Below are 20,647 nucleotides of genomic sequence, written 5' to 3' on the forward strand. Positions count from 1 at the left end.
ATATACTTTAAATGTATTTATTTTTAGGCAGAACCTAATACTTGTTTTAAATCAGAAATTTGATTAGTCCAAAGCATTTTAGCTTCATCAACTTCATCTTCTTCAGCAAAATCAGTAATAATTATTGATACATCTTTTGTTATTTCGTCTACTTGAATTTTTATTTCGAAAAAATATGGTTCATCCTCATCCGCTAACCATTTAAACTTAATACGCTCGCCAGATTTTTTTGTAATTAATTTAGCCTGCTCCTCAGAACCATCCCAAATAAATTTATATAATTCTCCTCTAGAATTTACGTTATCAGCAAACCACTCTGACAATCCTGAAGGTGTCGATATATATTGGTATAGTAATGATGGTGAAGCATGTACAACAAACTCCATCTCGTACTTTATTTTATCTTCCATTTAATTGTAGTCTTGTAAATTTTATTTTGTCCAATATATACATTAATTAATAAGTTTAGAAAATATTTCAAATAAAAATTTTTATTTAAAATAATGTTTGCCAACAAGAATAATGTTTATATATTTGCACTCTCAAAATTATGGCGAGGTAGCTCAGTTGGTTAGAGCGTTGGATTCATAACCCAGAGGTCAGGGGATCGTGCCCCCTTCTCGCTACAAATGTAAAACGATTGTAAATAAGCGGTTTAGTCTTCTAAACCGTTTTTTTTATGCTTAATTTTAAACAGATTATTACATTTGCGTACGAAAGTGAATACGATAATGCATACGATTTGAACACAAAAAAGAAATTTTCAACACCTAAAATTTACGACGCTAACGGTGATTTATCGAAGCGTTGGTACGTTTATTTCTCTTATAGAAATCCAAAAACAGGTAAATTAAAACGTATCACTCCCTTTTATGGTGATGCAAATAAGTATCGAAGTAAAGAAGATCGTATGCAAGTTTTAACTCAATACCGAAAAACACTGCTTAAATTTTTACAACAAGGGTATTCGCCTTTTGCAGATAATAGCCAATTGCACTCTAGTTTAAATAAGAAAATAGAAAAACCTGTTATAACTTTAAACCCAGTTAAGACTGAAATAAAAGTAATTGAAGAAGTCATAGAGACTACTCCAATAAAAATAGAGAAAAAAGTTGAAGAGCCTAAAATGGAAATTCGTGAGGCTTTTGACTTTGCTCTTAATTATAAAAAACAGGTCGTAAGTGTGACAACTTTTAGAGGATATAAAAACCGTATTGATGTTTTTTTAAAATGGATTAACACGACTCATCCATCCATAAAAAACATTGATGAATTAACAAAAAAGATCACTTTTGAGTTTTTAAATAGCGTTTTAGAAAATACAAGCGCAAGAAATAGAAACAATTATAGAACAGAATTAAGTAGTATTATTCAAGTTTTAGAGGATAACGAATTAATTAAGTCAAATTTTGTCAAAAAAATTCCAACATTAAAGACAACTCCTAATAGAAATAAAACTTATACTCAAGAAACTCAAGAGGCTATTTTTAAACACTTAGAGGACAATGATCATGTCTTATTGCTATTTATAAAATTTATATCCTATAATTTTTTACGTCCAATAGAAGTTTGTCGACTGCAAATAAAGGATATAAATATTGCTAATAAAACGATACAGTTTAAAGCAAAAAACAGTCCCCTAAAAACTAAAATCATTCCTGAGTTGCTTTGGAAAGAGCTACCAGATCTTACACAATTTAATCCTGATGATTTATTGTTTGCAGGAGACCAAATTGGAGGTCATTGGGATGCCAAACTAAATAACAGACGTGATTTTTACTCTAAACGATTTAAAAAAAATGTCAAGCAAAAATTTGATTTGGGTATAGATTATGGGCTTTATAGTTTTAGGCATACTTATATCACTAAATTGTATAGAGCTTTAGTAAAGGAGTCTTCTCCTTTTGAAGCAAAAAGTAAATTAATGTTAATTACAGGTCATTTAAGTATGTCGGCTTTAGAAAAATATTTACGTGATATTGATGCGGAACTACCTACTGATTATTCTGATATGCTAAAAAACAAATGAGTAAATTAGATTTACATAAAACATACACTGAGTTGTCATTTAAAACATGGAATAACCTAGTGTTTTTTGTGCCTAATATTTTCTTTGAATTAGAAACTTTAGACGAAAGCACTAAAGAAATGTTGAAAAACACCTTTGATCAAAAATTGCTAATCGTGGGTGAACCTATGAACATTTTTGAATATGACTTTGATACTGATGGTACAAAGTACATCAACCAAATGACTAATTTAGGTAAAATCATTTTTGATCTTTTACAATTAAAAAGCCAGTTAAATGAGTTTGAATTCTCCTACCTATTAGATCAATATTATGTACAAGCGGAATGTTGTCTTTCTGTTACTAATTGGATTAAAAATAACACCAATCAAATTAAGAATTTAGACAATAAAGTCAGAGGTATTTTTAATATTCAGTTCAACACTTACAGAAAACATTTTGAAGATTTAATTAAACAATTTTATCCTAATCCAGAATTAATGCCTGAAGATAGATTAAATGTCTTACAGCTAATTAAAACTAACTTTAAAAACATTAAATCAAATATAGACGAAACTGTAAGCGAAAAATTATCAGGACTTGTTATAAATAAAGAGCATCCTATTTATAACAAAGCATTTATTGATAATTTATTAGAAAAAACAGCAGAATACAAGGCTAGTAAAACTGTAAAACCAAAACAAAAAATATTAGTTACAGAGCAACAAGCGGAAAAAGCTATATTAAATCAAATTTTTAATATTCAGGAATAATTTATAATTTAGCGTAAAACAAACGTTTGTTTTACGCTAAATTATAAAAATGAAACATTATACTTGTGATTATTGCCATAATGAGTTTGAACCAACACGCAGACGTGTGCAAAAATATTGCAGTAATACCTGTCGATCAAAAGCATACCATTATAGAAAAACTGCATCGAATACACTACCATCTTCTCAACTAAAAAATGACAATATAAGCGCAACTACTACTCCACCACAACCAAAAAGTGAATCTATTAGTGCTGCTGGAATTGGAAATGCTGCTGCTGGTAATATACTAGCAGATGGTTTAAAAGCTTTACTTACCTCATCTGAAAATAAACCTGCAACCAAAAAAGATATTGCAGATTTAAAAGCGCTATTCACTAGACGTTATTTTCCTATAAACAATTTAGCAAAAAATCAATTTGGTCAATCTCCATTTTATGATATGGACACAAAAAATGTGGTGTATTTAAATACGAATTAAAACTATATATTTCTAGGATCTTTGATGATAATGATAATGAAAATTTAATTGAAATCGTATCTGCTAAAACTTCGGTTGGATGTTTAGCAGGCTATGATGATCCTGAATATATTGAGTAACTTCCAAAACAAAACTACCTTTTCTACCTAAAGGAAAACATCGTGCATTTCCTATAAAAGGAGACTCAATGTTACCAATGATGGATGGCTCGTGTAGTAATAATGCATTTTTTGTCTGAGTTCAAATTTAGTTTACACTTGTAAGTTGCTACTGCTTCGTCTTGGTTACTATATGTTATGTAGTAGATCTGGGTGTTAGATAATTTACATTAATTAACCATTTCTAATTTATATTCTTTAAAAATCGCCTTCCATTTTTCATTCACTTTCTTAGGAATTAAAATACTTTCTTCATTTGCTATTTTTTGACCTTCTTCTTTATTAAAAGATAGAAAATTAAAACTTCCTTGTATGTAATAATCATCATCTTTTATTATCAATTTCCTGTGCGTTCCTGTCATTTTATAGTTTCCTTGCTCTTCAAAATGAGTAGGTAAATGTATAAGATGAAAGTTCTTTTTGAATGTTTTTTTTAAATTTCGTAATTTTTCAATTGTTCCGTAATGATGTTCGTCATTACTTTCTATTCCATAAAGTATAACCACATTTACATTTCTTTGTAAAGCGTTTTCAATACTATTGATATATTTTAGTGTTGCACGTTTTATCCAAGGACTTTCTATTAAAATCTTTGAATTAACCGTCTTTAATGCTTCTGAAAATTGCTCTTGCGTTTCCCAAACCGAAAGTGTTTGCGTTTCAGTTATCATTTTTTCGTTTTCAGTTACTTTAAACTCTTCTATAAGTTCACTGTTATTTTCTTCTTGAATTCTTGCAAAACTTGTTCTGTCGGAAGTTGTAAATTGATATATAACATTTGGATATTTTTCAGATAATGATTTTGAAAGGCGTTTTTCTTTCGAAACATCTTTATCTGTATTTCTAACTTCAATATATGGTTCTAATTCACTTTCTTTTTCTTTTATTGGAATATATTCAATCAAATAATAATCGTGATTTTCCTTTTTATCAAACTTAATGTTTGACTTGTCGTAATCTACTAAATATGCTTTTCCATTATTCTCTCTTTTATAAATGTCAGAAAGTTGTTCGTTTTTGTTTTTAAGTAATTCAGGATTTTTTATTGAATAATCAATCTCTGGATTTAATCTGTTTTCAATGTTTTTATCGCTAAATAATCTGAAATTCTTTTCAATCGCTTGATTTGATATTGCATCAATTAAAAATTCAAATTCTTCTTCTTCAAGAATTTTTAATATACTATTATCTTTTACAAATTCTTCTCCTTGTTCGGTTACTAACCAAATACCTGAAACAAAATCTAAAAAACCTCTTTCACGTAGAAAGTATAATTCTCTTAATATAAAATCCTCTTTATTAAGACCTAAAAATTTAATTATTTGTTCTTCTTTATTATAGCCCGCTTTTATTGTTCTTAAAAAAACTGAATATACTTGTTGTATTGATTTTTCAGGCGATTTATTTACAGTTGCGTTTACTCGAACTCGTCTATAAGGATATGCAAATTGGATAATTTCATTTATCTTATAATTGCTTGGACATTGTTTGTCTAACTTTTTATGTATTTCTTGTAAGTCCATTAAAATATTTGTTTTACGTTTTTAACAATCCAGTCTTTCTTCAATTCACTTAAATATTTTTGTAATGCTGGTTTTTGATTTGTGTTTTCTAAATCTTTTGGCGGTTTTGCACTTAATATGCTATCTAAATTTCCAACAATAATTAATAGTTTTTTCTGCCTTGATAAAGCAACATTTATACGATTTGCATTAGATAAAAATCCTAATGTTTGTTGCTGACTTCTTACTAAATCAAAAATGATAATATCCTTTTCTAAACCTTGAAACTTATCTACAACAGATATAACTACATTGTTAGGTTTTACATTTTTTAGTTTACGATAATCAATTTCATTTCTTACAACTTTTCTTATTTCTCTTACTTGTGCAGAATAACCTGTGATAACACCAATTGTATAATTCTTTACTTTATCAAACCTATCTAATCCATTTAGAAGTTCTGGAATTAATTCAGCACTTAATTTATTTCTTGACGAACCATTTCCGTCAATTTCACTTTTATAAGAATTTCCAATATCAAGAAATATGATTGAGCTATCAATCTTTAAATCAAGATTATGTTCTTTTTCTTTTGGTCTTTCAACTGGTTTGATTGCTTCATCTCCAAAAGGTTCGTAAAAACATTTTGAAGTTAGTAAAACTTGGTCTTTTGAACTTCTTCTGCATTCTTCTAACTGACTTTTATAATCATCATCAATTTTTGTAATTACCTGTTCAAACAAACTTGCTCTATTAAAGTAATCATCCCAACTATCAAATTCGTCTGTATCAGTTTTGAATTTTTCCCTCAACCATTTTTCAACTTCACGATTTGCAGTTAGCATTGGTCTTAATTGTCTGTGGTCGCCAACAAGGATTAATTTTTGGGCTAAAACTGTTGGTATTAATGCTTCTGCTGTGGTTGCTTTTCCACTTTCGTCCATTATTACATAGTCAAATTCAAAATTATATTTTTGATATTTTTTTGATGCGATATGATTAGTTGTTGCACCAATTACTCTAATGCTATCTATTAATTTTTGGTTTATATTACTATTTTCATCTAACGAACTAATTGTTGCTAACCAATCTTTAAATATTTGTTGAATAATCAAATTTTCGTTTTTAAGTTCTTTCTTAAATTCAGACTTATATAAATTCCAATTTGATTTCGCTTTTTTCTTAACCTCAGTTTTCCAACCCTCAATTTTTCTGTCTAAAGTATGTTTTTGCAAACTTACTTTTGGTTTTCTAATACCACTTAATCGAACAATTGGAATCTCTTTTTCCAATAGATTATCTAACACGTTATCAACTGCATCATTTGTTTGAGAAGTGATTAAAATTTTAGCATCAGGATTTTTATTTAATATTTGAAATACTATTTCTGTTATAACAGTTGTTTTTCCTGTTCCTGGTGGACCTTGAATAATTGTTAAAGGTTCTCTATTAATTGCATTTAGTATTGCTTTTTGTTGATTAAAACTATATACAAAGTCATTACCTTTTTCGTCTGTTTGATAAACATTTGTTAGTTCTTGAAATTCAAGATTTTTGCCCTGCAAGTCAGTAGGATTAAAAACGTAATGTATTAAATCTCTATTTTGAACTTCATTATATTCTACTTTTCGTATTGCTTCTAATTGTCTTTTCTTTTCCTCTTCTTGTTTACTGATATTTTCAAATATGTAACCATTTTTGGGGATTTTTTCAAAATCTAATCCTTCACAATCCTTAAATTTTAGAATTCTTGTTTTTGTATTGAAATCATAAGCAACTCCCGAAAATTCCATTGGGTCTTTCATTTGTTTTTTATCGGCAGTTTCACTTACGATAAATTCAAAATCTTCTGGGTTTGGTGGCGTTGCCTTGTCAATGTGAGAGAAGATTAAGCCGTTCTTGCTGTATTTCTCATTGTCTTGAATTTTAAATGAAATTTCATAATTTCCTTTTTTCTCAAAACCTACATAACGTAACCTTAATGAGTTTTTTTCTAAAACTTGCATTTCTCTGGTTAGTAAGTCTTTAAAGAATTTTAATTCTTTAGTAATTTCTTTTTTTCCTTTTCTATACTCGCTCTCGTGTTGTTTTTCTTTTTGTATTTTTTTTAAAAATGGCGTTAGGTTATGATAATCAATTTGGTGGTATTGAGAAGTAAAAGTTAATGGAACATTAAACTTCTTTCCATATTTTGAAACTCGTGAATATTTGTTTTCATCTTCTATCTTGTTACAGAAATTACGAATTGTTAATTCATTTTCATCTATTATCCATAAACAATGCGCGATAAAAGAATTAGTAATTATATCAAGAAGAATAATGTTTTCATTTTTAGAATTACTCCAAACTTCAATTTTATTGTTATTGTCATTTAACTCATTAATTAGTTGTTCATTATTTTCTCCTGAAGTATAGATGTAGTAATCGGAATTAAATAAATTATTTTGAGTGATTTTAATAAGATCTTCAATAAATTGAATATAATTAAGTCGCTCATTAGGTTGTTTTTCGCAAGATTTATCTATTAACTGTTTAATTTCTTCAAATTCGTTGATATCATTTTTTGCAAAATACCATTCAATAACTTTACCAATAGAATAAATGTCAGATTGATAGGAAAATCCCTTTGGGATTTTTCTATCCCATTTTTCAGGTGACGCAAATTCTTTTGCGAAAATTTCTAGTTCTTGTGATTGACTTAATGTTGCAGAAATATCTGAAATTCCAAAATCAATTAAGTAAAAATCAAAGTTTTCATCTACAAGTATATTTGCTGGTGTTATATCTCCGTGAGTTAGTTTATGTTTTTGTTGCAATTGCTGTAAACAATTTGCAATTTGTTCAATTCCTTTTAAAAAATGCGTTGGTTTGATTTCAAAAACATTTTCCTCTAAAGAAGTTGCGTTTTTGTTTTCAAATATGATGCAATAAGCACTTTGGATTTCGTCCCATTCATATTCAATAATTTTCGGAAGAGAAGAGTGGGCTGCTTTTTTTAAGTGTCGTAATTTATTGTTAAGAATTTTACTCGGTTGTGAATTTTTATCAATTCCTTTAATCCATTTGATAAAATAAATTTCTCCACTTTCATCTGTTACTTTGGCGGTTGATGAATAACCTCTGTTTTGGATTTCTCCATATAGTTGGTATTTGTCTAAAATCATTGTTTTATTTTTATTTAACAGTTAATCCCTGTATCTCCAAACTTAGCAAAAGCTGTTATTAATATATTTTGTCTAGTCACTACTGTTAAACTTGTCAAACCAAGACAATCTCTAGCTAACAGATATCCTTGTTCTATGGCTTGCATAATTCTTTCTTTATGAAGCACATACTCTACTTTGTTTCTCGCCATTGTTTTCATATCTCCTTTAATAAGACACATAGAAACTAGAAAAGGATCTATTTGTCGCTGTGTTAAGCGCTGTTGAAAATGAGGGCTTTGTTTATAATTTAGTATTTTCATGATTTTTGGTTTTAATCTCATCCTTAACAAAAGGATGAGATTTGGTTAGTTTTACTTCTTAGAATTTTGATTTGGGTTTAACTGTTTTCCTCTGTTACCATGCACTTTACTATAAGCCTTGTTACTTCCAGATGTTCCTTTGTTTGAATTTGCTTGATTTGATTTGTGATTGTTTTGTTTTGAATTACTCATAATTTTTGGTTTTAATTAGATTTATAAAAGCTCAGCACCTTGCTAAACCCTTGTTATTACTGTAAATATCTAGATGTTTACAATTAAATTTTCTAATTTGTGACAGACCAACTATATTTGGGATATTGACCTACTTATTTGGGATATAATATCAACCAAAGCACCAACTGTAATTAAATGAATCGCTATTCAGTACTTTATAATCAATACGCATTAACCGAGCAAATAGAATTACTAAGAAGCGCATTTTTAATATTACTATGCGTATTAATTTTAGTTATAATAAGAAATTGGTACAATCTTTATAAGAAGCGTTCTTTTAGAAAAAACAATAGATTATTAAAAGAAAAACTAGATGCTCAGCAATTAAACATCTCGAAATTTGATCAACAACTCAGAAAAACAGAATCTTTAGAAAGAAAACTGAATAAAAAGGTTACTGAAATTTTTCAGTTAGAAAAAGAAATGGAAGATTACAAGCAAAAATTCTATTCTTATTTAAGTGAAAAAGAAAAAGAGATAGCACAACATAAAGAAACAAATAACTATCAAAAAAGAGCTTATGAGCGTTTTGTCGACTATAAAAACGTTGAAGCTAACAATACACGACTTGGTGCTCATTTTATTAAAAATGTAATTAGCCAGATTTACAAAGACATTGAGGAAACAGACAATAGCTACAAATCCTTTTTAGGTATAAATTATAAAAGAGGTGAGAAAAAAAGTAAAGTACCACCAATAAAAGCACTAAAAAATATTTTTAAATTATTAGATTATAATGTGTCGGCTTTAAATAAAGAACACACTACCCTTGAAGAAGAACTGGCACATATTAATATGTTTTTAGATCTTATTAAATACCTTAAACCAAATACCAATATCAATTTTAGTAACAAGTTAAACTCAGAACAAAATAGTAGTATCAAGATTAAACCAACGCTTTTCTTTCCGTTTGTTGAGAACGCTTTAAAACATGGCGCCTTAAATAATGTAGATTCGTTTATTAGTATTATTTTAAAAGAAAATGACGACAAACAATTAAGTTATTGCTTGGTTAATAGTGCAGAACAACGCTTAGATTATGACAGTAAAGTTTCTCAATCTTCTAACTTTGGTTTGAATGCTTTACAGCAGTTACTTAATGCCTATTATCCAAAAAGCAAATTGGAACATAAAACATTACCAAACAATCAATATTTATCTGAATTAACCTTAAGCTTAAACTAAATGATACGATATATATTGGTTGATGATGATCCTAATACTTTAAAAGGTGTTAAAACTAAAATTGATAATCTATCAAAAGATTATGAGTTAAAACATATAGCAAGTTATGACAGCTCTAAAAAGGCTTATCAAAATATAAATGAAGACGACTTTGATTTACTTATTGTAGATTTTGACATGCCTGTTTATAATGGTATAGAATTAGCTCAAAAAATTGCGACAAACAAAAAAATAATATTTTTAACCTCAACAACTAATAATGAGAAACAAATCATAAATAGTTTAGATATTTCTGGATACTTAAGCAAACCTTTTGAGGTTGAAGAATTTGAGGTCATCCTTAAAAATAAGGTGATTGGAAAAGTAAGCAGTAAAAAAACATTTAAAAAAGGTGAGAGATTAACACTCGCAATTGGAGTTAATCAGGATATTGGTTTTTACCCTGATAAAACATACTACATTTCCACATCACGAAACATAAAAAAATATCAGTCTAATAAAAACTGTGTCCATTTTTTTGGAGCTCAAGATGATGTCATTGTAACTAATGTTAGAATTAGCATTAACGACCTATCGAAAAAATTAGAACCTTATGGTTTTGAAAAAATTAATCAAAGCACTATTGTTAATCTATCTAAAATTGATAATAGAAATAACAAAAAAATTGAGTTATTGGATTGTGAAGAAACACTTTTCATTGGAGACAAGGAAAAAAAAGGAATCGTATATAAAATACGATCTATATTTGGTATTTAAAACTCACTTACTACCTCATCAACTCATCTAACGCTTTACCGTTTTTATCTTTCCCCAATGTCCAACAATTCGATACTATTTTATAAGAATCGATACTGTAGTTGTGTAGTTAAAAATTTAGTCCTCTTGCATCAACATACTTTCCATTAATTACCTTTTATATCAATTTAATTTTTAAATCGTTTCTGAGAAGTACAACCCAAGGTTTAAATGATTTAATCTCATTTCATACACTATGACATCCTTTAGAAACTAAAAATCAATCATTTACCAACCGTCATACTAAAATAAATTCTATCCATAACATAATAAAAAAAGCGACATTTTCATGCCGCTTTAAATGTTTTCACAACGGAATAATCCTTATTGTGAATTGATTTCAAATTGTTATACAAATATATATTAAAAAAAATAAATTTAATTACGGTTTTCCGTAAAGTGGCTAATTATTAATTTTTTATTTTTAGTTAAAATTAAAACTCTTTTCAAATGAGAAAAATATTAGGATTGGATTTAGGTACTACATCAATCGGTTGGGCTTTAGTAAATGAAGCTGAAAATGAAAGTGAAAATTCAGAAATCATTAAACTTGGAGTTAGAGTTAATCCGCTTTCTATTGATGAAAAAACAAACTTTGATAAAGGAAAACCAATTTCTACAAATGCAGATAGAACCCTAAACAGAGGTGCTAGAAGAAACTTACAACGTTATAAACAAAGACGTGAAAACTTATTTGAGGTATTATTAAAAAATAAAATAATCGAGAAAGAAACAGTTTTAACGGAGACAGGATATAACACGACTCATGAAACTTTAAGATTAAGAGCTAAAGCACCTAACCAACAAATAGAATTAAAAGAATTAGCAAGGGTGTTATTTTCAATTAACAAAAAAAGAGGTTATAAAAGTAGTAGAAAATCAAAAAGCGAAGATGAGGGAAATGCTATTGATGGTATGTCAATTGCTAAAGAATTATATGAAAATAAAATTACACCTGGACAATATGTATATCAACAACTTTTAAATAAAAAAAAATATATTCCTGATTTTTATCGCTCTGATTTACAGAATGAATTTAATACAATCTGGGATTTTCAAAAACAGTTTTATCCTAATATTTTAAATGATGAAATGTACAAGAAACTTGAAGGACAAGGACAACAAAGCTCTAGGAAGAGATTTCTTGCTATTCATGGTATTTATACCGCTGAGAACAAAGGAAAAAGAGATGCCATCAAATTACAACATTATAAATGGAGATCAGAAGCAACAACTAATCAATTACCAATAGATCAGGTTTCTTATGTTTTAGTGGAGATAAATAATGATTTAAATAAATCTAGTGGATACCTTGGTGCTATAAGCGACAGAAGTAAAGAATTATATTTTAAAAAGGAAACTGTTGGCCAAAATCTATACAGGCAAATAAAAGAGAACAATCATATTTCTTTAAGGAATCAAGTTTTTTATAGACAAGATTATTTAGATGAATTTGAACAAATTTGGGAAGAACAAGCTAAATATTACTCAGAATTAACTTCAGAATTAAAAAATGAAATTCGTGATGTCGTAATTTTTTATCAACGAAAATTAAAATCTCAAAAACATCTTATTTCTGATTGTCAATTTGAAAAACGACATAAAGCTATTCCTAAATCTTCTCCATTATTTCAAGAGTTCAAAATTTGGCAAAATTTAAATAATTTAGAATTTAAAAACACAAAAACAAAAGAAAAAATTGTTTTAGATGAAGACTTAAGAATTTCTCTTTTTGAAGAATTAAATTTGAGAGGAAATCTAACAGAAAAAGACATATTAAAATTTTGTGATTTAGACACCACTTGGAAGAGCAATTTTACAACAGGACTAGAAGGCAATAATACAAACAAGGCATTATATAACATTTACCAATATATCGCTACAGAAGAAGGCTATGGTTTTGATTGGGAAAAGAAAAATGCAAAAGAAATACAAGAAGAGTTAAAATCCATTTTACCTCAAATAAATATTGATGCTACTATTTTAAATTTTGACGCCAATTTAGAAGGCCAAACATTTGACAAACAAACCAGTTATCAATTATGGCACTTACTATACTCAGCTGAAGATGACACAAAAATATTAGAGAAAGACAGATTAATTTATGGAAACTCAAATGTAGCTCTAAAAAAGAAACTTCATACTAAATATGGTTTTAAACCAGAATATGCTGCCATGATAGCTAATATTTCTTTACAAGAAGATTACGGTAGTTTGTCCTCTAGAGCTATTCGTAAAATTATTCCTTTTTTACAAGAAGGTAATGACTATTCAGAGTCTTGTGCATTAGCAGGATACAACCATTCTAGTAGCCTAACCAAAGAAGAATTAGAAAAAAGAATTTTAAAACCAAAATTAGAAATACTACATAAAAACAGTTTAAGAAACCCAGTTGTAGAGAAAATTTTAAATCAAATGGTAAATGTAGTAAATCAAATTATTGATGAATACGGAAAGCCTGATGAAATAAGAATTGAACTAGCTAGAGATTTAAAAAAATCTGCAAAAGAAAGAGAAGAAACTACAAAATTTATAAACTCTGCAACCAAAGTAAACGACGACATAAAATTTTTAATTAAAAAAGAATTTGGGTTTACTCCCACTAAAAATGATTTAGTACGATATAAGCTGTGGCTTGAACTTAAAAACAATGGACATAAGAGCTTATTTACAAACAAATACATTCCAAAAGAAAATATCTTTTCAAAAGACATAGATATTGAACATATTATACCAAAAGCTATTTTATTTGACGATTCCTTTTCCAACAAAACACTTGCCTACAGAGCTGTTAATCTAAAAAAAGCAGATAGAACAGCTTTAGATTTTATAGAACAAGAATATAATAATGAAGAAATTAATAATTATAAATTAAGGGTAGAAAATTTATATAAAAATGGAGATATAAGCAAAGGAAAATACAGGAAGCTTTTAATGAGCATCGCTAATTTACCAACAGATTTTATTGCGCGAGATTTAGTTAACACCCAGTATATTTCTAAAAAAGCAAAAAGTATGCTATTTGAAGTGTTTCAAAATGTAGTTCCAACATCTGGTAGAATTACAGATAAATTACGTGGTGACTGGGATTTAATAAACGTAATGAAAGAGCTTAATTTACCTAAATATAGAAGTTTAGGACTAACAGAAATTCAAGAAAGAAAAGGTAATAAAAAAATTGAGGTGATAAAAGATTGGACAAAAAGGAATGACCATAGGCATCATGCAATGGACGCACTTACAGTTGCTTTTACTACACATAATCATATTAACTACATTAATAATCTTAATGCATCTAGAAGCAAAGAAAGTGTATTGTATGCCATTAAAAATACTATTACTAAAATTTACGAAGATCCAATTGGAAATAAAAAGAGAAAATTTATACCTCCAATGGTTAATTTTAGGGTTGAAGCTAAAAAGCATATAGAGTCTGTTTTAATTTCGTATAAAAATAAAAACAAGGTTGTAACTAAAAACGTTAATAAATCTAAGTTAAAAGGTAAAGATAATTTCAATATCAAATCACAGCTTACACCTAGAGGGCAACTACATAAAGAAACAGTATATGGCACCTCTAAAAGAGAAATGGAAAAACCAATAAAACTGAATAAAAGCTTTAACCTAGACACTTTAAATCTAATTATTAACCATAACTTAAAAACTCTTGTAGCAAAGCATTTACATAAATATAATAATAACCCAAAAATTGCTTTTGACTCTAAAACAATAAAAAAAGACCCTATTCTTTATAACGATTTACCGTTAACAGAAGTTTTTTGTTTCGAAAAAATCTATACTATTCGTAAAGTTGTTTCACCAGACAATTTTAAAACGGAAAAAGATTTAAATAAAATAGTGGATAAAAAAACACGAGAAATATTAAAGTTTAGACTAGCAGAATATGGAGCAAATCCAAAAGAAGCTTTTGCTGATTTGGACAAAAATCCCATCTGGTTAAATAAAGAAAGAGGAATTACTATTAAAAAAGTCACTATAACAGGTGTTGCTAATGCAGAACCTTTACATTATAAAAAAGATCATTTTGGAAATGAAATGTTAGATGAAAATGGTAATAAACAAGCTGTAGATTTTGTAAGTACAGGGAATAACCATCATGTCGCAATTTATAAAGATAACAAAGGTAAATTACACGAAAAAGTGGTATCGTTTTATGAGGCTGTCGCTAGAGTAAATCAAGGGTTACCTATAATTGATAAAGAATACAATACAAGTTTAGGCTGGGAATTCTTGTTTACTATGAAACAAAACGAAATGTTTGTGTTTCCAAGTGATGATTTAAATTTAGATGAAATAGATCTACTAGATAAGAAAAACTACACTTTAGTAAGTCCATATTTATTTAGAGTCCAAAAATTAACTACTAAAGATTATTTTTTTAGACATCATCTAGAAACAACTATTCAAGATAATAAAGAATTAAAAGGAATATCTTTTATTAGAACTGGCTTAAATAATATAGAGAATATAATAAAAATAAGAACTAATCATCTAGGAATGATTGTTCAAATAGGAGAATTTTAAAAGATGATAAAACAAACGATATATATTGGTAATCCATCCTATTTAAAATTAAAACAAAAACAATTGGTCGTTCAGGAACCTGAAACTAAGGAGATAAAAGGAACTATACCAATTGAAGATATTGCTATAATAATGTTAGACCATTATCAAATAACAATTTCTAACCAGCTTTTAATAAAGTTGCAAGGGAATAATATAGTTGTAGTTACTTGTGATGAACATCATTTACCTTTAGGCATGATGTTGCCTATTTTTGGACATTCAGAATATTCTGAACGAGTAAAATATCAAATAGCAGCATCAGAGCCTTTAAAAAAACAATTATGGAAACAAACCGTTGAACAGAAAATAAAAAACCAAAAAGCACTCCTAACATTACATAATAAAAATTCAGAACCATTAACAACATATTTATTAACAATTAAAAGTGGGGATACAACAAATAGAGAAGGTATAGCAGCTCAGTATTATTGGAAACACCTATTTAGCAACTTTTCTAGACATCGTTTTGGAGACGCACCAAATAATTTATTAAATTTTGGTTATGCTGTTTTAAGAAGTATAGTGGCTAGAGCTTTAGTTAGTAGTGGATTATTGCCTGTTTTAGGAATTTTTCATAAAAACAAGTATAATCCATACTGTTTAGCAGATGACATTATGGAGCCTTACAGACCTTTTGTTGATAAATTAGTTTACAATTATATTTCAAACAATAATACTACAGATCTAAACAAAACTGCAAAAGCAACCATTTTAACCATTGCTACTCAAGACGTGTCCATTAATGGCTTAATAAGGCCTTTATTTATCGCTGTAACTACAACGACTGCAAGCTTATATAAATGTTTTACGGGAGAGCTAAGACACATCAAATATCCTGAACTAGATTAAAAATGTCCACAATTAAATATAGTGCATATAAAGTTATGTGGATATACGTTTTTTTTGATTTGCCAACCGAAACTAAAAAGGAAAGAAAAGCTGCAAACTTGTTTAGAAAAAAATTAATAGATGATGGTTTTACAATGTTTCAATTTTCAATTTATCTTAGACATTGCCCAAGTCGAGAAAATGCAAAAGTGCATATTAAAAGAGTAAAACTTAGCTTACCTGAACATGGTAAAGTATGTATTTTAGAAATTACTGACAAGCAATTTGGTAACATGGAATTATTTCATGGCATTAAACAGGTTGGTTTACCAAAACCGACCCAACAATTACAATTGTTTTAAAATAGAATAATTAAAACCTAATAAGCTTTTATTTTTATACTCATAAAAGTAATTTTTTGAATTCTAAAAAGTAATCCCAACCTATTGAGTTTACTCAACAAATTGGGATTGACCTTGTGATTGCTCACGTAAAAATACAATTTGAAACCAATTCACAACTGTTTTTCAATCATTAATTCAGATAAGTCACTTGTGATTGCTCACGTAAAAATACAATTTGAAACCAATTCACAACACCCATTCGCCTGAACCATCTTTTTTAGTTCTTGTGATTGCTCACGTAAAAATACAATTTGAAACCAATTCACAACATAAGTTGCATTATGGTATAAATGGTATTGCTTGTGATTGCTCACGTAAAAATACAATTTGAAACCAATTCACAACTATTCTATTGAAAGCCCTATTGATTTAAAGCTTGTGATTGCTCACGTAAAAATACAATTTGAAACCAATTCACAACATCGTTGTAGAAGATAACGTGTTAACAGACCTTGTGATTGCTCACGTAAAAATACAATTTGAAACCAATTCACAACTATCAGACAATAATACTGATTCAATAGTAACTTGTGATTGCTCACGTAAAAATACAATTTGAAACCAATTCACAACTGACTTGTTGACGTACTGCTTTTCGTGCTTCTTGTGATTGCTCACGTAAAAATACAATTTGAAACCAATTCACAACAAGTTGCACCTGTTTGGTCCTTAATGTATTCTTGTGATTGCTCACGTAAAAATACAATTTGAAACCAATTCACAACTATTTAACAGTTTTGGCTTCTTTAAACAGACTTGTGATTGCTCACGTAAAAATACAATTTGAAACCAATTCACAACTATAGTGATTTTATAATCTTTATTGCTATCCTTGTGATTGCTCACGTAAAAATACAATTTGAAACCAATTCACAACTGTATCTTCTTTTGATACCCATTGTTTATTCTTGTGATTGCTCACGTAAAAATACAATTTGAAACCAATTCACAACTAGTTTAATTGAAACGTACTAACAAATGCTCTTGTGATTGCTCACGTAAAAATACAATTTGAAACCAATTCACAACATCATGTTACCACTAAAAGCAAATAGGTTGCTTGTGATTGCTCACGTAAAAATACAATTTGAAACCAATTCACAACACATATGTAGAGCGTAAAAGCGGTGTTAATCTTGTGATTGCTCACGTAAAAATACAATTTGAAACCAATTCACAACACATCTGACTTTGCACTTTAACCAATTTATCTTGTGATTGCTCACGTAAAAATACAATTTGAAACCAATTCACAACTAACGATCTGTTAAGTCATTATGGATATGACTTGTGATTGCTCACGTAAAAATACAATTTGAAACCAATTCACAACAGACGATACCAGATATATATTTTTGTTCATCTTGTGATTGCTCGCGTAAAAATACAATTTGAAACCAATTCACAACGTATTTATACTTTTTTACCCATTTAGCCATCTTGTGATTGCTCACGTAAAAATACAATTTGAAACCAATTCACAACAATGCGTTTTACACTATGTTAAAAATATATCTTGTGATTGCTCACGTAAAAATACAATTTGAAACCAATTCACAACTATATACCAAGAAAGGACAGTAGCTTATTTCTTGTGATTGCTCACATAATAATACAATTTAAAACCTATTTCTAGTGCTAATCATATATCAATAATCATTCATGTTTTCAATTTAATTGTAATTATGAGTTCTGGCTAGAGATTCCTTTAATTTAATTAAAAATATTGTATTATTTATTTTATAATACTTTACAATTCCCTGTCAAAATATTTAATAACTAAACAATTACTGTCCTTTACAGAAACTTTATAAACAATAGAATGTTCGTAATCTTTCCAGACCATTGCGTCAATTTTGACGTAATTTTCATTATTAAAATATTTTATCCAATTATTAGTTTCTGAACTTGGCTCAATCATTAAAGCTTTATAGCACATTTGTTCTTCACCTTCTTTCTTTTCTGTCAAATAACAAGCTACAAATTGATTGTAAGTATCAAATTCAAGAGTATAAGTAATATATTCTATACCATCATCTGTAATATCCATTTTATAATCTTTATGCGATTCAATAAGTTTAGTTTTTGTAAAACCAATTTGCGCAGTAACTGTTGTCGTTATAAAAATTAACAAAATAAAAGTAAAAGCATTTTTCATAAAATAAAGTGTTTTAAGTTTAATCGTAGTGTTTGATTTTTTAAACCACTATAAAACTAAATTATTAAATTATTTTATTTTTACGGAAAACCGTAATTGAAGTAAATTGTGTTTAAAATATAGGATTTTGAATACTTTAATAAGTGGAATTAAGCATACAAACTTAATATTAAAAATATAGATACTGACGTCTTAAACTTCAAGTATTAATGCTGATAACACCTACCATTTGCATTTTTAGTCATCCGCTTACAACGCTTACCAGCTTTGGTTTTGCCTGTGCATTGCGAAGCAGTACTCACCTTACTTTGTGTATTGTTGTTGTCCGTTTTAGCATTACTACTACTTAAAGCTGTCTTTGATGTTTTATATAATGGTTTACATACTTTGCAAGCTTCATAGCCATAAGCTAACGCATCTTCCAGAGTAATTGCGAATTTGGAGTACTTTAAATAATTACAGCTTTCTTTATGATACTTTTCTCCTGTTTTAGTTTTATAAACTGTTTGACCAATTGAACTAAAAGAATAAGCAAAGGATATAAGAAAAAATATAATTTTTAAAGACTTCATTTTGGCAAGATTTAATTATTAGCTTGTTGTTTTTTCAACTTTCTTAATCTTGATGCTTCTTTTTTATCCGCTCTCCATTGCCAAGGAGAAATTGCATTAGGATCTTGCCATAAACCTAGTTTTTTATTTTTAGCTTGATCCTCTAATTTTTGCAAAACAGAGTCTTTAGAGTACTTAACATAATGCCATGCCAGCCCATGTTTAACTAATTGATGATTGAGGTTTATTGAATCTCCATAATACACATTTGCAATTAATCGTCGATACCTATCTTTTTTCAATACTTGAACGGTTACATTTTTACTAAAAATAGCATTAGACACAAATTGCTTCGCTTTAGTAGAGTAAGCTTGCTTTTTTTCTGGACAATCTATATTGGCTAACCTTACTTTTACAGTTGTTGAGTCTTTAGTCAAAAGCTTAAAGGTATCACCATCCATAATACTGACTACTTTACCAGTAATGATAGTGGGTTTAACAGCTGTATACTTACTATTAGAGCTTAAAAAAAACGTAAAAAATAATATTGACAATAATAATTTAGGCATGTTTTATTTGATTTGGTAAAGCAAAATACATTAAACTAATTATTTAAAATAAAATCTTTGATAATTTTATCCATGTTAGATGGTAATGCTGATGTTTTAATTTGATAACGTCCCACTTTCATCGCATCAAACCAATCACTCCAATATTTTTTAATTAAATCCTCTTCGTAAGGGTTTTTATTATCAGGATTTATACCCAAAACAAGAATTTCTAGATTTGACAAATTATGAGCTGCTGGAATAAAACCAAAATGCTGATCATTTATTTTAGCCTCCCAATTTTTGCTATTTAGTTTTACTTCTCTTATAAAACTTGGTGTTAGATAAGTAGTTAAATTGTCTTCTTTAATTTTAGTGTTTTTGTGATAGATATAACCATCCGTTAAAACAACTAAAATATTCCTGTAATTTTCTTCTATACAGTAATCGTTAACTTTAGACTTAAAAAATCGCCAAGTATCAGATCCAACATACTTATTATCTGCTATCGCCAAATCATATATAGCTTTAGGACTTGTCGCATAGTTATTTTTAATTTCATCCAATACGGATAAGGTTACATTTTTTCTATTTATATTATATTTCAAATTATTAGAAATGGTATTAATATTTTGATTGCTTGGTTCTGGATCAAAATATAACTGAATTTTATCATTCATAGCTCTAACCTTTTTTCCTCTTAAATGTATGTCAAAAGCTTCAGACACGGATTTAATATAAGCTACATCTCTTTGATAATATTCCATTGCACTATTAGGATGTTCGTCAGGACTTATCCTATCTGATAGGTCTAATAAAAAGCTGATATTTAAATTATCGTTAGAGTTACGCTTTAGCGTTTTATCCGTTCGTTCTTCAATATCAACGCTATATTCTTTACTGTCTTCTTTACAGGCTGTAAGAATCACAAGAAGCACTAAAAAAATTGTATTTATTTGTTTCATCATG

17 protein-coding genes, 1 tRNA gene, 1 pseudogene and 1 CRISPR repeat array are annotated in these 20,647 nt (G+C 28.3%); of the genes and pseudogenes, 10 read left to right on the forward strand and 9 right to left on the reverse strand.

Translation table 11 applies throughout. From position 1 onward, the window contains the following. Nucleotides 1-23: 23 nt before the first annotated feature. Nucleotides 24-410, reverse strand: coding sequence for an START-like domain-containing protein (locus tag JM82_RS07310; protein ID WP_145002055.1), 387 nt, complete (start codon nucleotides 408-410; stop codon nucleotides 24-26). 142 nt (nucleotides 411-552) lie between these two features. Here JM82_RS07310 and JM82_RS07315 point away from each other — a divergent pair. From JM82_RS07315 to JM82_RS16535, 5 genes and pseudogenes are all read left to right on the forward strand, one after another. Beyond that, nucleotides 553-626 (forward strand) — tRNA-Met (locus tag JM82_RS07315). Between the two features lie 53 nt (nucleotides 627-679). After that, nucleotides 680-2,029 (forward strand): tyrosine-type recombinase/integrase, encoded by a 1,350-nt coding sequence (locus JM82_RS07320; protein ID WP_145002056.1) that lies wholly within the window; start codon nucleotides 680-682, stop codon nucleotides 2,027-2,029. Continuing rightward, entirely contained in the window at nucleotides 2,026-2,781 is a 756-nt protein-coding gene (locus JM82_RS07325; protein WP_145002057.1) for a hypothetical protein, read from the forward strand. The genes JM82_RS07320 and JM82_RS07325 overlap by 4 nt, the downstream gene beginning before the upstream one ends. A 49-nt stretch (nucleotides 2,782-2,830) precedes the next feature. Continuing rightward, nucleotides 2,831-3,262: a hypothetical protein gene (locus JM82_RS07330; protein WP_145002058.1), complete on the forward strand. Its 432-nt coding sequence runs from the start codon at nucleotides 2,831-2,833 to the stop codon at nucleotides 3,260-3,262. 26 nt (nucleotides 3,263-3,288) lie between these two features. Next, nucleotides 3,289-3,473 (forward strand): annotated as a pseudogene (locus JM82_RS16535) (XRE family transcriptional regulator); the annotation flags it as partial. A 117-nt stretch (nucleotides 3,474-3,590) separates the two neighbouring features. On the opposite strand, the gene JM82_RS07340 reads toward JM82_RS16535, so the two are convergent. From JM82_RS07340 to JM82_RS16370, 4 genes are read right to left on the reverse strand one after another with little or no spacing between them, the layout of a single operon-like run. Further along, nucleotides 3,591-4,943 carry a hypothetical protein gene (locus tag JM82_RS07340; RefSeq protein ID WP_145002059.1) on the reverse strand — a complete coding sequence of 451 codons (1,353 nt, stop codon included), beginning with the start codon at nucleotides 4,941-4,943 and terminating at the stop codon, nucleotides 3,591-3,593. Continuing rightward, nucleotides 4,943-8,086 (reverse strand): AAA domain-containing protein, encoded by a 3,144-nt coding sequence (locus JM82_RS07345; protein WP_145002060.1) that lies wholly within the window; start codon nucleotides 8,084-8,086, stop codon nucleotides 4,943-4,945. Before JM82_RS07345 ends, JM82_RS07340 begins: the two co-directional genes overlap by 1 nt. A gap of 14 nt (nucleotides 8,087-8,100) precedes the next feature. Next, nucleotides 8,101-8,388 (reverse strand): hypothetical protein, encoded by a 288-nt coding sequence (locus JM82_RS07350; protein ID WP_145002061.1) that lies wholly within the window; start codon nucleotides 8,386-8,388, stop codon nucleotides 8,101-8,103. A gap of 51 nt (nucleotides 8,389-8,439) precedes the next feature. After that, complete coding sequence (locus tag JM82_RS16370; protein WP_186439195.1) at nucleotides 8,440-8,580, reverse strand: hypothetical protein; 141 nt, start codon at nucleotides 8,578-8,580, stop codon at nucleotides 8,440-8,442. Between the two features lie 177 nt (nucleotides 8,581-8,757). Between JM82_RS16370 and JM82_RS07355 the strand changes: the two genes are divergently transcribed. From JM82_RS07355 to cas2, 5 genes are all read left to right on the forward strand, one after another. Then, nucleotides 8,758-9,807: a hypothetical protein gene (locus JM82_RS07355; protein ID WP_145002062.1), complete on the forward strand. Its 1,050-nt coding sequence runs from the start codon at nucleotides 8,758-8,760 to the stop codon at nucleotides 9,805-9,807. Beyond that, entirely contained in the window at nucleotides 9,808-10,563 is a 756-nt protein-coding gene (locus JM82_RS07360) for a LytR/AlgR family response regulator transcription factor (protein ID WP_145002063.1), read from the forward strand. 489 nt (nucleotides 10,564-11,052) lie between these two features. After that, nucleotides 11,053-15,147 (forward strand): type II CRISPR RNA-guided endonuclease Cas9, encoded by a 4,095-nt coding sequence (gene cas9, locus JM82_RS07365; RefSeq protein WP_145002064.1) that lies wholly within the window; start codon nucleotides 11,053-11,055, stop codon nucleotides 15,145-15,147. A gap of 3 nt (nucleotides 15,148-15,150) precedes the next feature. Next, nucleotides 15,151-16,038 carry a type II CRISPR-associated endonuclease Cas1 gene (gene cas1 / locus JM82_RS07370; protein WP_145002065.1) on the forward strand — a complete coding sequence of 296 codons (888 nt, stop codon included), beginning with the start codon at nucleotides 15,151-15,153 and terminating at the stop codon, nucleotides 16,036-16,038. A gap of 2 nt (nucleotides 16,039-16,040) precedes the next feature. Further along, a complete protein-coding gene (cas2, locus tag JM82_RS07375; RefSeq protein WP_145002066.1) occupies nucleotides 16,041-16,379 on the forward strand; it encodes a CRISPR-associated endonuclease Cas2 in 339 nt (112 codons plus the stop codon). 113 nt (nucleotides 16,380-16,492) lie between these two features. Continuing rightward, nucleotides 16,493-18,058: a CRISPR direct-repeat array (repeat unit 46 nt; unit sequence CTTGTGATTGCTCACGTAAAAATACAATTTGAAACCAATTCACAAC). Nucleotides 18,059-18,171: 113 nt separating this feature from the next. On the opposite strand, the gene JM82_RS07380 is transcribed toward cas2, so the two are convergent. The 4 genes from JM82_RS07380 to JM82_RS07395 form a co-directional block, all read right to left on the reverse strand. Beyond that, complete coding sequence (locus tag JM82_RS07380; protein WP_145002067.1) at nucleotides 18,172-18,579, reverse strand: hypothetical protein; 408 nt, start codon at nucleotides 18,577-18,579, stop codon at nucleotides 18,172-18,174. A gap of 206 nt (nucleotides 18,580-18,785) precedes the next feature. After that, nucleotides 18,786-19,151 (reverse strand): hypothetical protein, encoded by a 366-nt coding sequence (locus JM82_RS07385; RefSeq protein ID WP_145002068.1) that lies wholly within the window; start codon nucleotides 19,149-19,151, stop codon nucleotides 18,786-18,788. An 11-nt stretch (nucleotides 19,152-19,162) separates the two neighbouring features. Beyond that, on the reverse strand, nucleotides 19,163-19,699 hold the full coding sequence (locus JM82_RS07390) for a thermonuclease family protein (protein WP_145002069.1): 537 nt from the start codon (nucleotides 19,697-19,699) through the stop codon (nucleotides 19,163-19,165). Between the two features lie 35 nt (nucleotides 19,700-19,734). Continuing rightward, the gene (locus JM82_RS07395; protein ID WP_261375335.1) at nucleotides 19,735-20,646 is read right to left on the reverse strand and encodes a hypothetical protein; all 912 of its coding nucleotides are present in this window, start codon (nucleotides 20,644-20,646) and stop codon (nucleotides 19,735-19,737) included. Nucleotide 20,647 lies beyond the last annotated feature (1 nt).

It is taken from the genome of Olleya sp. Hel_I_94, from assembly GCF_007827365.1.
GTDB lineage: Bacteria > Bacteroidota > Bacteroidia > Flavobacteriales > Flavobacteriaceae > Olleya.